This is a genomic window from Bordetella genomosp. 9 (assembly GCF_002261425.1).
GTDB lineage: Bacteria > Pseudomonadota > Gammaproteobacteria > Burkholderiales > Burkholderiaceae_B > Bordetella_C.
On record NZ_NEVJ01000003.1, the window covers coordinates 3,220,961 to 3,235,986 of the forward strand.

16 protein-coding genes are annotated in these 15,026 nt (G+C 67.5%); 5 read left to right on the forward strand and 11 right to left on the reverse strand.

Annotated features, from left to right (window positions below; genetic code table 11):
- Window positions 1–147: 147 nt before the first annotated feature.
- The 3 genes from CAL26_RS25705 (at window position 148) to CAL26_RS25715 (ending at window position 1,840) form a co-directional block, all read left to right on the forward strand.
- Window positions 148–615, forward strand: coding sequence for a GNAT family N-acetyltransferase (locus CAL26_RS25705; protein WP_094850090.1), 468 nt, complete (start codon window positions 148–150; stop codon window positions 613–615).
- Window positions 608–1,171 carry a cob(I)yrinic acid a,c-diamide adenosyltransferase gene (locus tag CAL26_RS25710; protein ID WP_094849456.1) on the forward strand — a complete coding sequence of 188 codons (564 nt, stop codon included), beginning with the start codon at window positions 608–610 and terminating at the stop codon, window positions 1,169–1,171. Before CAL26_RS25705 ends, CAL26_RS25710 begins: the two co-directional genes overlap by 8 nt.
- A 78-nt stretch (window positions 1,172–1,249) precedes the next feature.
- Window positions 1,250–1,840: a DUF4142 domain-containing protein gene (locus CAL26_RS25715; RefSeq protein WP_094850091.1), complete on the forward strand. Its 591-nt coding sequence runs from the start codon at window positions 1,250–1,252 to the stop codon at window positions 1,838–1,840.
- Window positions 1,841–1,925: 85 nt separating this feature from the next.
- Here the strand turns inward: CAL26_RS25715 and lipA are convergent, their stop codons facing one another.
- From lipA to CAL26_RS25745, 6 genes are all read right to left on the reverse strand, one after another.
- On the reverse strand, window positions 1,926–2,981 hold the full coding sequence (lipA, locus tag CAL26_RS25720) for a lipoyl synthase (RefSeq protein WP_256988587.1): 1,056 nt from the start codon (window positions 2,979–2,981) through the stop codon (window positions 1,926–1,928).
- A 73-nt stretch (window positions 2,982–3,054) separates the two neighbouring features.
- Window positions 3,055–3,798, reverse strand: coding sequence for a tetratricopeptide repeat protein (locus CAL26_RS25725; protein ID WP_094849457.1), 744 nt, complete (start codon window positions 3,796–3,798; stop codon window positions 3,055–3,057).
- 53 nt (window positions 3,799–3,851) lie between these two features.
- Entirely contained in the window at window positions 3,852–4,472 is a 621-nt protein-coding gene (lipB, locus tag CAL26_RS25730; RefSeq protein WP_094849458.1) for a lipoyl(octanoyl) transferase LipB, read from the reverse strand.
- An 8-nt stretch (window positions 4,473–4,480) separates the two neighbouring features.
- Window positions 4,481–4,756, reverse strand: a complete 276-nt coding sequence (locus CAL26_RS25735; protein ID WP_094849459.1) for a YbeD family protein — start codon at window positions 4,754–4,756, stop codon at window positions 4,481–4,483.
- Between the two features lie 5 nt (window positions 4,757–4,761).
- The gene (locus tag CAL26_RS25740) at window positions 4,762–5,655 is read right to left on the reverse strand and encodes a D-amino acid aminotransferase (RefSeq protein WP_094849460.1); all 894 of its coding nucleotides are present in this window, start codon (window positions 5,653–5,655) and stop codon (window positions 4,762–4,764) included.
- A gap of 116 nt (window positions 5,656–5,771) precedes the next feature.
- Window positions 5,772–7,097 carry a D-alanyl-D-alanine carboxypeptidase family protein gene (locus CAL26_RS25745; protein WP_094849461.1) on the reverse strand — a complete coding sequence of 442 codons (1,326 nt, stop codon included), beginning with the start codon at window positions 7,095–7,097 and terminating at the stop codon, window positions 5,772–5,774.
- A 328-nt stretch (window positions 7,098–7,425) separates the two neighbouring features.
- Between CAL26_RS25745 and CAL26_RS25750 the strand changes: the two genes are divergently transcribed.
- Together CAL26_RS25750 and CAL26_RS25755 are read left to right on the forward strand one after the other, a co-directional pair.
- Entirely contained in the window at window positions 7,426–8,943 is a 1,518-nt protein-coding gene (locus CAL26_RS25750) for a putative bifunctional diguanylate cyclase/phosphodiesterase (protein WP_094849462.1), read from the forward strand.
- 109 nt (window positions 8,944–9,052) lie between these two features.
- The gene (locus CAL26_RS25755) at window positions 9,053–10,468 is read left to right on the forward strand and encodes an aminotransferase class III-fold pyridoxal phosphate-dependent enzyme (RefSeq protein ID WP_094849463.1); all 1,416 of its coding nucleotides are present in this window, start codon (window positions 9,053–9,055) and stop codon (window positions 10,466–10,468) included.
- On the opposite strand, the gene CAL26_RS25760 is transcribed toward CAL26_RS25755, so the two are convergent.
- From CAL26_RS25760 to CAL26_RS25780, 5 genes are read right to left on the reverse strand one after another with little or no spacing between them, the layout of a single operon-like run.
- Window positions 10,421–11,071, reverse strand: a complete 651-nt coding sequence (locus CAL26_RS25760) for an alpha/beta hydrolase (RefSeq protein WP_094849464.1) — start codon at window positions 11,069–11,071, stop codon at window positions 10,421–10,423. The genes CAL26_RS25755 and CAL26_RS25760 overlap by 48 nt on opposite strands.
- Window positions 11,072–11,083: 12 nt before the next feature.
- Window positions 11,084–11,845 carry an ABC-type transport auxiliary lipoprotein family protein gene (locus CAL26_RS25765; protein WP_094850093.1) on the reverse strand — a complete coding sequence of 254 codons (762 nt, stop codon included), beginning with the start codon at window positions 11,843–11,845 and terminating at the stop codon, window positions 11,084–11,086.
- Between the two features lie 32 nt (window positions 11,846–11,877).
- A complete protein-coding gene (locus CAL26_RS25770; RefSeq protein ID WP_094849465.1) occupies window positions 11,878–12,834 on the reverse strand; it encodes an MlaD family protein in 957 nt (318 codons plus the stop codon).
- The gene (locus tag CAL26_RS25775; protein ID WP_086067393.1) at window positions 12,821–13,666 is read right to left on the reverse strand and encodes an ABC transporter ATP-binding protein; all 846 of its coding nucleotides are present in this window, start codon (window positions 13,664–13,666) and stop codon (window positions 12,821–12,823) included. Before CAL26_RS25775 ends, CAL26_RS25770 begins: the two co-directional genes overlap by 14 nt.
- Window positions 13,663–14,799, reverse strand: coding sequence for an MlaE family ABC transporter permease (locus CAL26_RS25780; RefSeq protein ID WP_086067394.1), 1,137 nt, complete (start codon window positions 14,797–14,799; stop codon window positions 13,663–13,665). The genes CAL26_RS25775 and CAL26_RS25780 overlap by 4 nt, the downstream gene beginning before the upstream one ends.
- Window positions 14,800–15,026: the final 227 nt, after the last annotated feature.

Genomic DNA, 15,026 nt, shown 5'->3' on the forward strand with positions numbered 1-15,026 from the left:
CCCCGGCGGCTTGCGGCCGTGGCGGCGTGCTACTAGCATAGCGCCACTTTTCCACGGAAGACGACTCGGAAGACGATCTTGGCCGCAACCACCCCCTACATCATCCGCCCCGCCACGCCGCAGGACATTCCCGGGATCCTGGGCCTGATGCGCGAACTGGCCGAATACGAAAAACTGCTGGATATCTTCAAGGCGACGGATGACAGCCTGCGCGCCTCGCTGTTCGGCCGCACGCCCTCCGCGGAATGCCTGGTGGCGCAGCGCACCGACGAGCAGGAGCCGGCGCTGCTGGCCTATGCGATCTGGTTCCACAACTACTCCAGCTTCCTGTCGCGCCGCGGCCTGTACCTGGAAGACGTCTACGTGCGCGCCGACCAGCGCGGCCAGGGCATCGGCGGCGCGCTGCTGCGGCAACTGGCCGCCATCGCGGTCGAACGCGGCTGCGGCCGCTTCGAATGGACAGTGCTGGACTGGAACCAGACCGCCATCGACTTCTATGAAAGCCTGGGCGCCGACGTATTGCCGGAATGGCGCATCGTCCGCGTGACCGGCGCCGCGCTGGACAAGCTCGGCCGCGCGGGCACCGCGCCGCTCGCGGGCCAGCGGCATGCCTAAGCGCTTGACGGTGATCGCCACGCGTGCCGGGGACGACGGCACGACCGGTCTGGGCGACGGCAGCCGCGTCGCCAAGGACAATGCGCGGATCGCCGCGCTGGGCGACGTCGACGAGCTGAACAGCGTGCTGGGCGTGGTGCTGGCCGAGCCCGGCCTGGATGCCAACATCGTGGAAGACCTGCGCGACGTGCAGCACACGCTGTTCGACATGGGCGCGGAACTTTCCATCCCCGGCTATACCCGGCTGGACCGCAATCACGTCAGCTATCTGGATGGCCGGCTCGCGCATTACAACGGTACGCTGCCGGCCTTGAACGAGTTCATCCTGCCGGGCGGATCGCGTCCCGCGGCGCTGCTGCACGTCGCGCGCACGGTATGCCGGCGCGCCGAACGCGCGGTCATCGCCTTGCAGCGGCAGGAGCCCGTCAACAAGCCGGTGCTGCAGTACCTGAACCGCTTGTCCGACCTGCTCTTCGTTATGGCGCGTGTGGCGAACCGGTCGCTGGGCATGGGCGATGTTTACTGGCGCAACCCCAACAAAGGCGAGTGGAAGTAAGCCTTGCGTGGGGTGTGGGCGCGGGACTTGCTCTGGATGGGATGACGCCAAATGGCGCAACTCACCAAGGAGCATTTCATGACGACACGCTTTATCACTCGCGGCCTGCTGGCCGCCGGCGTCCTGGCGATGAGCACCGGAGCCTGGGCCCAGCCCGCCGCCTCGTCCCCCACGGACAGCACGCCGAAGAAGATGGAACAGCGCAGCACGCTGGCCAGCGCCGACAAGGACTTTTTGGAAAATGCCGCGCAAGGCGGCAATGCCGAGATCGAAGGCAGCAAGCTGGCCCAGACCAAGAGCAGCAACCCCGACGTCAAGAAGTTCGCCGAACAGATGATCCAGGATCACACCAAGGCGAATCAGGAACTGATGGCGCTGGCCAAGCAGAAGGGCTATACGCCGCCCAATGAGCCGTCCATCATGCAGCGCACCGAGCTGAAGGCGCTGAGCGCGACCAGCGGCACGACCTTCGACAAGATGTACGTCAGCCGCATCGGCGTCGCCGCCCACGAAGATACCGTCAAGATGTTCCAGAAGGCTGCGTCGGACGCCAAGGATCCCGACATCAAGGCCTGGGCCGCCAAGATGCTGCCCGCCCTGCAGCATCACCTGGAAATGGCCAACGCGCTGCACCAGAAGGTCGACGCGGAAAGCAAGGCCAAGAAGTAAGCAGCAGTCAGTCAGCAGCGATCAGTCAGCAGCAATCGTCTGAACCGCGGCGCCCGTCCATCGGGCGCCGTGTTCAGTTCATGCCTCAGTTCACGCCGGCCGCGTGCGCCTGCTGATCGGCGTGATAGGAAGAACGCACCATCGCGCCCACCGCGGCGTGGCTGAAGCCCATGTCATAGGCTTCGCGCTCGAACATCGCGAAGGTATCGGGATGGACGTAGCGCAACACCGGCAGATGATGCTCGGACGGCTGCAGGTACTGGCCGATGGTAAGCATGTCCACGCCATGCTCGCGCATGTCGCGCATCACCTGCAGGATTTCCTCATCGGTTTCGCCCAGGCCCAGCATCAGGCCGGATTTGGTCGGCACGTCCGGATGCAGGCGCTTGAACTCCTGCAGCAGTTTCAACGAATGCGCGTAGTCCGAACCGGGGCGCGCCTGCTTGTACAGGCGGGGCACGGTCTCGAGGTTATGGTTCATGACGTCGGGCGGACCCGCGTTCAGGATCTCCAGCGCGCGGTCCAGGCGGCCGCGGAAGTCGGGCACCAGCACCTCGATGCGCGTGGACGGCGACTGCTCGCGAACCTGGCGGATGCACTCGACGAAATGGCCGGCGCCGCCGTCACGCAGATCGTCGCGATCGACGGACGTGATGACGACATACGACAGCTTCAACGCGGCGATCGTGCGCGCCAGATTGCGCGGCTCGTCGGCGTCCAGCGGGTCGGGGCGGCCATGCCCCACGTCACAGAAGGGGCAGCGACGCGTGCACTTGTCGCCCATGATCATGAAGGTGGCCGTGCCCTTGCCGAAGCATTCGCCGATATTGGGACACGAGGCCTCTTCACAGACGGTATGCAGGTTGTGCTCGCGCAGGATCCGCTTGATGTCGTAGAAGCGCGACCCCGGCGTGGCGGCGCGCACGCGGATCCACTCCGGTTTTTTCAGCCGCTCGGCCTGCACGACCTTGATCGGAATGCGCGCGGTCTTGGCCTGCGATTTCTGCTTTTCGGTGGGGTCGTAGGGCTTGGCCGAGGTTTCCGCGGCGTGGGCCGCGCCGGCAGCGCCGGTCAGCGGCTGGGCGTGCGGAACATCGGAAGCGGCAGGCGTCGAAAACGAGTGATCTGCGGGCGAAGACATAAGTCGGCTGCGCGCGGCGCCCAGGGCGCCGCCTTTGGGAAAAACCCTAGTGTACTCCCGCCCCCCCGGCCGCTCAGGCCAAAGCCCCGCCGGCATCCAGCATGCTCGCGAGCGCCGGCGCCGGCCCTGCGCGCAGCATGGCGGATCCTTCGCGCAGGAAGGCCGGCGTGGCGCTTTCCGGCACCCGGCGCAGCCAGGCGATGGCCTCGTCGCGGCGCCCGTGTTCCAGCAGCAGGCGGCCGTAGTGGAACATGCCCCGGAAATCGCCGCCTTCGGCGCTGCGGCGATAGCAGTCCAGCGCCGCGTCCATGTCGCGCGGGACGACGTCGCCGGCTTCCAGAAAACGTCCGACCACGCCGATGGACTTGGCGTGCCCCAGGTCGGCGGCGCGCCGGTACCACGCCAACGCCGCGGCCCTGTCACGGGGCACGCCGCCCCGGCCGTCGCGCAACATGTGCGCGTGGTTGTACATGCCCCAATCCAGCCCGCGTTCGGCCGCCAGCCTGAACCAATATGCCGCCACCACCTGGTCGGGCGCGGTGCCCCAGCCGTTCTCGTAGCAGCGCCCCACCATGTTGATGGCCATCAGGTGATCCGCGTGCGCGGCGCGCTTGAACCAGGCCAGGCCGGCCGCCGGATCGCGCTCCACGCCCACGCCATCCAGCAGCATCTGGCCCAGGATGGCCTGCGCTTCCAGCAGGCCCAGGTCCGCCGCCGCCCGGATCCAGGGCGCGAATTCCTCAGGGGGGCCGGCCATCAGCCGCGCCAGTTGCTCGGGGGTGGTCGCGGCCACTTCGGCGGCGGTCAGGGCGATCATGGGACAGGCAGCGAATCGACAATGGTTCGCATTATCACCCAAAGCGGTCCAGCCTAGGACGCCAGGCGTGCAATGCGGCTCGCCAACCTGTCGCCGGCCTCCCGCACGGTAGCCGCGACCCCGCAGCCTGCCATGTCCACGGTCGCCAGGTTCTCGTAGCCGCAGGGGTTGATGCCCTGGAAGGGCGCCAGGTCCATCGCGACATTCAAAGCGATGCCATGATAGGCGCAGCCAGCGCGTATCTTGATGCCCAGCGCGGCGATCTTGGCCAGTTCGCCCCCGGCGGCGGGCACGGGCACGTAGACCCCGGGCGCGCCGGGCTTGCGGCAGGCCGCGATCCCGTAGCTCGCCAGGGTGGCGATGACGGCGTCTTCCAGGAAGGCGACGTATTCCTTGACGTACATCCCTGCCTTGCGCAGGTCGACCAGGGCATAGGCCACCACCTGCCCGGGCCCGTGATACGTGACCTGGCCGCCTCGGTCGGTGCGGACGACGGGGATGGCGCCCGGATTCAGCACGTGCTCCGGCTTGCCGGCCTGTCCCAGCGTGTAGACGGGCGCATGCTCGCAAAGCCAGATTTCGTCGCCCGTGGCCGGGATGCGCGCCGCGGTGAAGGCCTGCATCGCCTGCCATACCGTCTGGTAATCAGCCGGCCGGTCCAGCCACTTGATCATCGAAGCGCCTACAGCACCACGGAAACCATGGGATGGCCGTGCAGCGCGCGATACAGCGCGTCCAGCTGCTCGCGGGACGTCGCGCGCACGGTGAAGGTCAGGCCGATGTAGTTGCCGCCCTTGCTGGGCCGCATCTCGACCGTGGCCGGATCGAAGCCGGGGTCGAACTGCAACACGACTTCGGTCAGGGTCTGGGCGAATTCCGGATGCAGCTTTCCCATCACCTTGATGGGAAAGTCACTGGGATATTCGATCAGGGATTCTTCGGGCGGGATAGGCTTCATGGGTACTAGATGAGGGCGCCGGCGCCTTTTCCAAGCAGCGCGGCGATGCGGTCATCATACCCCTGGCGCAGGCGCGTATAAACGGGACCGGGCTTGCCCGTCCCCACCGGCCGGCCGTCCAACGTCAGCACCGGCAGGAGCTCGCGGGTGGCCGACGACACCATCAATTCGTCGGCGTGCTCGACCTCGGCACGCGCAATCGGCCGCGTCTCGAAGGGAATGCCGGCTTCCTCCGCCAGTTCGGCCAGCAGGCCGTAGCGTATGCCTTCCAGCACCAGATTGTTCTTCAGCGGGCCCAGCAGCTTGCCGCCGGAGGCCACCCAGATGTTGCAGGTGGCGCCTTCGCTGAGCATGCCGTCGCGGAACTGCACGACTTCGTCGGCGCCCGCGTCGGCGGCGCGCTGCTTGGCCAGCACATTGCCGAGCAGCGAGACGGACTTGATGTGGCAAAGCAGCCAGCGCTCGTCGGGGATGGAGATCAGCGACACGCCCTGCTCGCGCAGTTGCGCGCCGGGCCGTGTGAACGGCGACGTCATGCCAAAGACGGTCGGCGTGATGCGTTCCGTGGGAAAACCATGATCGCGCTTGGCCACGCCGCGCGTCACCTGCAGATAGACCACGCAGGACGGCGTCAGCGAGCGGTCGATCAGGCCTTGCACCACGTCCAGCCATCCCGCCGCGTCGAACGGCGATTCGATGCGGATGGCGGCCAGGCTGCGCTCCAGGCGCGCCAGATGTTCGGCCATGCGGAACGGACGGCCTTCGTACACCGGCACGACTTCGTAGACGCCGTCGCCGAAGATGAAGCCCCGGTCCAGCACCGAGATTTTCGCGTCCTGCAGCCGCAGGAATTCGCCATTCAGATAGGCCAGGCTATCGCCCGGCACGCCCGGAATCATGTGTGCTCCTTGCAATGGAAGTGGTGGCGCCGTCCCGCGCCAGGGACGGCCGCCAGCTTACACCGCAAGGCCGGGCCGCGCAGGCCGGGCTGCGCAGGCCGGGCCGCGCAGGCTTGCTACTGCATCCAGCGCTTGACCATATCGATCATGCGCCCGAAGAACCCGGCGCGTTCGACCGGTTCGCGCACGACCAGCGGTTCGGTACGCAGGGTCTTGCCGTCCAGCGTCAGGCGCAGCGTACCCACGCGCTGGCCTTTTTCCAGGGGCGCCACCAGCGGATCGGTCCGTTCCGCGACCGGCTTGACATCGGCGGCCTTGCCGCGCGGAACGGCGATCCAGACGGGCGCCGGCGGCCCCAGCTTGACGGTTTCCGTCTTGCCTTCCCAGACGCGCGCGTCCAGCGCGGGCTGGTTGGCGTCGAACAGCTTGACCGTATCGAAGTTCTGGAAGCTCCAGTTCAACAGCTTGAGGCTTTCTTCCGCGCGGGTGGCTTCGCTATCCGCGCCGACCATCACGGTCAGGATGCGGCGATCGCCGCGCAAGGCCGTGGCCACCAGGCAATAGCCGGCGGATTCGGTGTGGCCGGTCTTCATGCCATCCACCGACGGATCGGCCCACAGCAGGCGGTTACGGTTGGGCTGGTTGATCTTGTTGTAGTTGAAGCTGCGCTGCTTGTAGTAGTGGAAATAATTGGGATGATCGGTGATCAGATGGGTGGCGATGGTGGCCAGGTCCCGCACCGTCGTGGTGTGCTGCGGATCGGGCAGGCCGGTCGCGTTCATGAAGTGCGAATGCTTCATGCCCAGCCGCTCGGCCTCCTGGTTCATCATCTGGGCGAAGGACGGCTCGCTGCCGCCGACGGCCTCGGCCAGCGCCACCGAGGCGTCGTTGCCGGACTGCACGATCACGCCCTGCAGCAGCTCATCCACCGTCACGGGTTTGCGCGGCTCGATGAACATGCGCGAACCGCCAGTGCGCCAGGCGTGTTCCGACACCGGCACCTGCTGGTCCAGCGTCAACCGCTTCTCATCCAGCGCGTCAAAGACCACATAGGCGGTCATGATCTTGGTCAGCGACGCCGGCTCGACCTGCTGGTCGGGGTTCGAGCCCGCCAGGACCTGCCCGCTGTTGACGTCGATCGCGATCCAGGCGCGCGCGGCGATCGCCGGCGCCGGGATGGGCGACACCGCCACCACCTGGGAAATGCCGTTGACGTCGGTATCGGCGACCTGCGACGACGAGGCGCCGGAAGGCGCGGTGCCGGACTGCGTTGGATTCGTGGCGGGGGCGGCGGCAGGCGCCGCGGGCTTTGCCGCCGACTTGCCCGAAGCCTGCGCCCAGGCGGCGGGCGTCCCTATTGCCAGCGCCGCGATCAGGCTACCGGCGACGGCACGCCGTCCAACTATCGAAAGGGAAAAACGGGTCAAACGCGAATTCGTCATCAGCAATCGGGCGCGGGGATCGGTAGGAGCATACAAACTGCACGATTATAGGCAGCCCTACCCGGGCCAACATCGGGGAAAGCGTGCCGCCGTGGGGCTTAAGATGCAACGCTATGCAACGATTAACAAGGATGCTTACAACCTGAAGCCTTACAGTACGATGTCTACACCCCGGAGACCGCCACACTGCACTAAATGCGCATACTGTCGTCTTGATGAAACGAAGTTCACGGTCGGGTCTCGTGTCTTGTATGGCAGCAGATACATTATTGTTACTATGCTGAGCCATTCGACCTGAAGCCGTTTGGTAGCCGGCGCACCCGGCTCTATGCAGTTTCCTACTCTGCAGTCCACCATCATGAGCGGCACCTATCTCGTTGGGACGATACTCCTGTCCCTGATCGTCGTGGCGCTGGCCGCATATACGGCGGTTCTGGCTGCGCGCTTCGCGGCCTCGCGGCGCTCGCTGGATGGATCGCTGCGCGAGGTCAGCAGCGCCCTGCAGCGCCTGGCCACCACCGACATGCTGACCGAGCTGCCGAACCGCACCGCGCTGGCCGGCGCGACGGACCTGGCGATCACGCGGGCCCGCCAGACCGGCAATGAGTTCGCCGTCCTGCTGATGGACCTGGACGGCTTCAAGCACATCAACGACTCGCTGGGCCACAGCATCGGCGACGGCATGCTGCAGGCCTTTTCCCGCCGTCTGCAAACCTGCGTGCGCAGCGAAGATACCGTGGGGCGCCTGGGCGGCGACGAATTCGTCGTGCTGGTGGAAGGCCTGAACAGCCGCGAAGGCGCGGCCCGCGTCGCGCAGGCCGTCAACACGGCCATGCGCGACGATCTCGTTTTCCAGGGCATGACCCTGCGCCTGACCGCCAGCATCGGCATCGCCATGTTCCCGCACGATGGCGAAGACGTCGAAACGCTGATGAAGAACGCCGACATCGCGATGTATGGGGCCAAGGAGCGCGGGCGCAACGGTTTTCGCTTCTATGAGCCGCACATGGGGGAAAGCTACCGGCGCATGCTGATGATGCAGCAGGGCTTGAACGACGCGCTGGTCCACGAACAGCTCAGCCTGGACTACCAGCCGGAGTTCGCCGACGGCGGCGACCGCGTCACGGGCGCCGAAGCGCTGCTGCGCTGGAACCACCCGCGGCTGGGCCTGGTGCCGCCCGGCGAATTCATCCCGGTCGCGGAACGGTCGGGACAGATCATCGAGATCGGATTCTGGGTCATGCGTACGGTATGCCGGCACATGAAACGCTGGGATGCCCGCGGCCTGCCCGCCCTGAAGGTATCGATCAACCTGTCGACCAAGCAGTTGTCCCAACCCGATTTCGTCGAGCGCATGGTCGAGATCGCTCGCCAGGAAGGCGTGCCGCCGACCCGCCTGGTGTTCGAGATCACCGAATCGGTGGCCATGCAGGACGCGGAGCTCAGCTCGCGCGTGATCCGCGCGTTTCGCGCGCATGGCTTCGGCATCGCGATAGACGACTTCGGCACGGGCTATTCCAGCCTGGCCTACCTGCAGCAGTTCCGCGCGCAGCAGTTGAAGATCGACCGCTTTTTCACCCAGGGCCTGGATACCCATGGCGAGGAAGGCCGCGCCATCGTGGCCGCGATTCTTGCCATGGCCCATACGCTGAACATGGAAGTCGTGGCCGAAGGGGTGGAAACGACCACGCAGCTGGATACGCTGCGTGCGCTCGCATGCGACCACATGCAAGGCTATCTGCTGAAACGGCCCATGCCCCTGGCGGCTTTTGAATATTTCCTTGAAGGCCTGCGCGGCGACACACCCGCGGCGGACAAGACCCTGGAAGGCGGCCTGCCCGCCTGATTCCCGCCATTGCGGTCCCAGGGTTTGTCCCGTAGGGACGGCTAGCCGGTTTATTTGTAGCATTGACCAGACAAGGATACTTGGCGCACCGGCAGCCTCAGGAGGGCCGATGGACGCGTACGAATGGCAGGAAGCCGCGGCGCGCTGGACGGTAACGGGCGTCGCGCGACACGACGGCGGGGCCGCGCCACCGGTCATCGCCCGCGCACAAGGTCCCGTCATCCATGACACGCAGGGGCGGCGGTACCTGGATTTCGGCGCCATCCCCACCGGCGCCGTGCTGGGCCACAACCATCCCCGCTATGTGACCGCGGTCCGGCAAGGCCTGCAGGTCATCGGCAGCGACGTATTCCTGGATGGCGACGCCTTGCGGCTGCATCGCCGGCTGGGCGAAATCCTGGCGCCGCCGCTGCAGAAATCGATACTGGCCCCGCGCGGCGAAGCGACTCGTCTGGCGGCCGGCATCGCGCAAGCGGTCACCGGCGCGACCGGCCTGATGGCGGTCTGTCCCGCCCCTGACGGCGTATTGCGGTTCTTCCATCCGGCAGCCGCCATCCAGGCGCAAGCGCCGATCGTTCCGATCGCTCCGAATACGCCGATCGCGCCGATGGCTCCCCTGGCAAGGCCCGCCGGAGAAGCGGCCCGCGCCTGTCCCGATCCCGCCCAGTGCGTCTGCGGCAAATCGCCAGGCGAACGCCCCTGCCCCTGGGTCGCCTTCGACACCGCGCTGCAGGCTTGCAAACGCAAGCCCGCGGGGCTGCTCATGGCGCCTTTCGCGGGCGGCGCGTTCGGGGGAGGATACGGCTGCGCCCGCCTGCTGCGGCGCCTGTGCCACCAGCACGGCATGCTGCTGGTCGTCGACGAATCCGCAACGGGTTACGGCAGGACCGGCCGCATGTGGGGACACCAGCACGACGATATCGTCCCTGACATCCTGATCACATCAGCCAGCTTCGGCGCGGGCCTGTCGATCGACGCGGTATGCGTGCCGCCGGACATCGCCGAACAGGCGGCCAGCAGCCGTGTGCCGTTACATGAGGCGCCGTATGGGGCGCTGGATCTCGGATGGCATGACCCGGTGGCCTGCGCGGCGGCCGTCACGGCCATCGATATCGTGCAGGACGAAGACCTGGTCGCTCGCGCGGCGGCCATCGGCGAGCATCTGAAGCTGCGGCTGGGCGCGATGGCCTTGGACAAGCGCCTCATCGGCGCCGTGTACGGCCGCGGCACGCTGTTCACGATGGAACTGACGGCCGGCGGGAACCCTGGCATATCCGCGCGCGCACTGGCGCGCACTTTCACGTGCGCCTGCCGCGACGAAGGCCTGCTGCTGCCGGCGCCCGCCATCGATGCCGCGGGTGGCGTGATCCATCTGGCCCCGCCCATGGTGACGACCATCACGCAGCTCGACGAAGGCCTGGATATCGTGGACCAGGTCCTGCGCGAGATGAACGACAGCGTGGGCGCGGCTACCGGTTCAGGGCAGGACGCGTTGCAGCCGGGTCAGCACCAGCTGGCGCAATAGCAGCAGCTTGCCGTGAAAGAAATGGGTGGCGCCGGGAATGACGACCACCGGTACGGCGCGCTCGCGGGTCCAGTCGAACACCTCGCCCAGGGGGACCACTTCGTCCTGCTCGCCGTGCACGATCAAGGTGTCGTCCGGCAAGGCGACGTCGCGGAACTGGAAGCGCCATACCGCGGGGCCCGCCAGTATCAGGGCCGCCGGCCGCGCCGCGCCGTCCGCCGCCAGCGTGGCATCCAGTTGGGCAGCAACGGCAGTGCCGAAGGAAAACCCCGCCAGCACCCAGGGCAAGCCGGCCAGCGACGGCTGGCGTTCCAGCCATTGCGCCACCAGTTCGCGCATATCCGCGGTTTCGCCCTGCGCCTTGTCGAACGCACCGGCCGATGCGCGCACGCCGCGGAAATCCGGGCGCAGCGCCACCAGGCCCTGCTGCGCGCAGGCGCGTGCGATGGTCGTGACGACCTTGTTGTCGCGCGTCCCTTCATGCAGCGGATGGGGATGCAGCACCAGCGCCCAGCCGCGCGGCTCGTCTTCCGGCCAGTCCACCGCGCAGTCGATGCGGCCGGCCAGGCCATTGAACTCAAGGGTTTCGGTACGGGCGGACATGGCGGATGCTCGTCAAGGCAAAGAGCGGAATGTTAAACCGGCGCGCGCCGTGTCCGCCGTATCCGCCGGAGACACCGACGCAGCACGCGCCGACGCGGGGTTCGCCGATGCCGAGCTCGCGGCCAGGCTCCGGTCCACCCATGCGGCCAGATCCGCCGCGGCGGCGTCGGTGGCCGCACGCAGCGCCTGCACGCCGCCTTGCGCATCCTGCGTGGGCGCGGGCGCGCCACGCGCGAGCCGCACGGCGTCCACCACGCGGCGGTCGCGCAGCAGCACCGCCTGCAAGGCCACCTGCCCCGTACTGGCGCCGCCATCAGGCGCGTAGACCTGCTCGAAGCGGGTCAGCGTGACCTGCAGCAGCGGCGCGCGCGGATCGACGCCGTCCTGCACCACGGGCCCGGCGGCGGACAGGCGATCGACGACGCGCTGCTGCACCAGTTGCGAAGGCGGCGCCGCCCAGCGGTAGGTGGCGTAGGAGTGCGGGCTGGCGCTATCGCCGACGCGCCAGATCACGCCGGTATCGGTCAGCATCTGCGCCGCCGAGAAACTCACCGCCACCGCCTCGCGGCGCGCGCCGGTTGCCGAGGCGGATGCCGGGGCAGCGCCGGCGCCTGGCGCCGTCGATGGTCCGGACGTCGCGGACGCAGCGGACGCAGCGGGCGCCGTGCTTGACGGCCCCAGATCGAACAGCTGCGCGGGCGCGGCGCCGCGGCCCAGGCTGCAGCCGCCCAGAACCACCGACAACGTCAGCATCAGGGGCAGCTGCCACTCCACGCCCCGTATCGCATATCCCGCCATGCGCTTGCTCATTCCCGTGCTCTCCCGAATCCTTCGAAGCCGGCTTCGCCCGGCCCTGGCCGGGGCGGCGGCGCGCCAAAAATGATCGATTGCGGCGTGTCCCCGACGCGGCGCACGGTCGACGACAGATTGCGCGCCGTGGCGCTGACCTGGTTCGCCATGCCGCTGACGGCCGGCAGCGTCTCGTTCGACAGCCGCGACGCGGCGTAGGCGATTTCGCGCAGGCTGCGTGTGGCCACCGCCAGCGGACCGTCGGGCGCATCCAGGCGCGCCACCGCGACCCGCGCCTGCTGCGCCAGCGCCGAGATATCGCGCGCGGTCCCCTGCGCCTGGCGGGCGGTTTCGTTCAGGCTGTCCACCAGGGGCCCGATCCTGGCCATCATGGGCCGCAACTGCGTGCTGGCGTCCTTCAACGACGCCGAGACGGTCGCCGCGTCCTGCAAGGCCGACTGCAGCGCCTGCACGTTCTGGTCGTTCAAAAGCACGGCCAGCTGGCTGGAGATCCTGTCGAGATTTCCGACGATATTCCCGCCGCCTTGCGACAGGCGCTCGAATAGGCCCGGCCGCAAGGGGATCTCCGGCAATGCATCGCCTTGGCGCGTCAGCCGCACATGCGAACTGCCGTCATCGCGCAGATCGATGTTCGCCAGGCCCGTCACGCCCTGCACGCCCAATTCCGCCCAGGTCGCCGACGTCACCGGCGTGGTGGGCGCCACGCCGATGCGTATGCGCACGCGTCCAGGCACGTTGGGGTCGAAGCTCAGCGATTGGACCTTGCCCACCGGCACGCCCTGGTAACGCACCGGCGACTGCTGGGTCAGCCCGCTCACCGCCGTCTTGGAAACGATCTCGTATTCGGTCAGCGTCGTACGGTCGCGATTGATGAACAACGCGATCAACAGCACGGCCGCCAGCAGCACCAGGGTGAAGGCACCCGCCAGCAGCGCGTGGCTACGGCTTTCCATACATCAACTCCTTTGGAGCCAGGTCGCCAAGCGCGCGCCGGCCGCGCTCGCCCAGGAAGAAAGCGTGGATGAAGGGATGATCCACCTTGAGGATCTCCGGCACGGTATCGCAGGCGATGACGTGCTTGTCGGCCAGCACGGCCACGCGCGACGACAGCGCGAGCAGCGTATCCAGGTCATGCGTGACCATCACCACGGTGAAATGCAGCTGCCGGTGCAGATTGCGCACCAGATCGACGAATTCATCGGAGCGCTGCGGATCCAGTCCCGCCGTCGGCTCGTCCAGGAACAGCAGTTGGGGATCCAGCGACAGCGCGCGCGCCAGGGCCACGCGCTTGATCATGCCGCCCGACAGATCGGCCGGACGCTTGTGCGCGTCGTCCGGCGACAGGCCGACCATTTCCAGGCGGCACATCACCACGTCCTGCACCAGCCCCTCCGGTATGGTGCGCAGCTCGCGCAGCGGCAAGGCGACGTTGTCGAACACCGACAGCGCCGAAAACAGCGCGCCGGCCTGGAACAGCACGCCCCAGCGTCGCGCGAGCTGCCCGCATTCGAAGGTGCTCATCTCCGACACCGGCATGCCCAATACGGTCACGCTGCCGGCCGCCGGCTTGTCCAGGCCCATGATCTGCCGCAGCAGCGTGGTCTTGCCCGAGCCCGATCCGCCCACCAGCGACAGGATTTCGCCGGGGTAGACCGTCAGGTCCAGGTTCTCGTGCACGACGTGATCGCCGAAAGCCGTCTTCAGCCCCACGACCGAGATGATGGGCTCCACCGTCAGCGCGTTGTCGGTGAACAGATGCCGCTGTTGACTGATATCGTCCTTCATAAAGGCACCCCGCTCAGTATGACGGCATACAAGGCATCGACCAGGATCACGCCCGTGATCGACGTCACCACGGACGTCGTCGTACGGCGCCCCAGGCTTTCCGTATTGGGCTCGATGTTCAGCCCGAAATAGCAGGCCACGAGCGCGATCACCACGCCGAAGGTGGCGCCCTTGACCAGGCCGATGCCGTAGTTCGACAAGGTCACCGCGTCGGGCAGCGAATTCAGGAACCAGGACAGCGGCACGCCCAATTGCGCGCGCGCGGCCAGCATCCCGCCCAGCAGCGCCAAGGCGTCGGTCCATACCACCAATAGCGGCATCGCCACCGCCAGGGCCACCACGCGCGGCAGGATCAGGCGCTGGCTGTACGAAATGCCCATGACGGCCATGGCGTCGAGCTCCTGCGTGACGCGCATCACGCCGATCTGCGCCGTGAAGGCGGAGCCCGAACGGCCCGCCACCAGGATGGCCGCGAGCACCGGCCCCAGTTCCCGCACGATCGACGTGCCGAGCAAGCGCACGATGAAGCGGTCGGCGCCGTAATTCTGCAGTTGCTGCGACGACAGGTAGGAAATGACCACGCCGATCAGGAAGCCGACCAGCGCCGTGATACCCAGCGCCTGCGCGCCGGCGCGATAGATCTGCGCGGATATCTCGCGCCAGGGCCCACGCGCGGGATTGCGGATCAACGTCCCCAGGTCCAGTATCAACTGGCCCAGCATGATGATCATGGCATAGCCATGGCGCGCGCCGACCAGGATGGCCTCGCCCAGCTTGACGACGGGGCCCAGGCGGTCTTCCGGCGGCGGAGGCGGCGCCACGGTTTCGTGTGGATGGGCGGCCAGGGCGTCGAAGACTTCCTTCATGCCGCCCGACAGGCGTACGCGTTCGGGCAGCTTGTCGCCCCAGGCATGCCAGATCAGGTTCGCGCCGACGGTGTCGAGCCGCCCGATACCGGTCAGGTCCCAGCGGGCATCCTGTCCGGCGGCCTCCAGGGCCCGGCAGCGCGCCAGGACCTCGCCACGCCGCGCCAGGGCGTGGACGCTCCAATCGCCGCTCACATAGCAGACGCCGCCGGACAGACGGAAAGGCGGCGCGGCGGCGGACGACGGAGTCAGGGCGGTCTGGACCATGGGCGAATCGATGGGGCCGGTCTGGCGCCGACCCTCGTGGGCGCGAACAGGGCTAATGATACGCGGAGTGGGTTGCGGGGCGGGTGGCCGTGGCACAGTCATCACGGCCAGGTGGTCGCGGCCTCGGTGGTCGCGGCCATTCGGGCCTTGAAGTCAGGACCTGGGCCATCATGGCCCGCGTCCCGCCGCGCATCCCGGCGATCTGGAAGGGAAAAGGCAGCACTGAC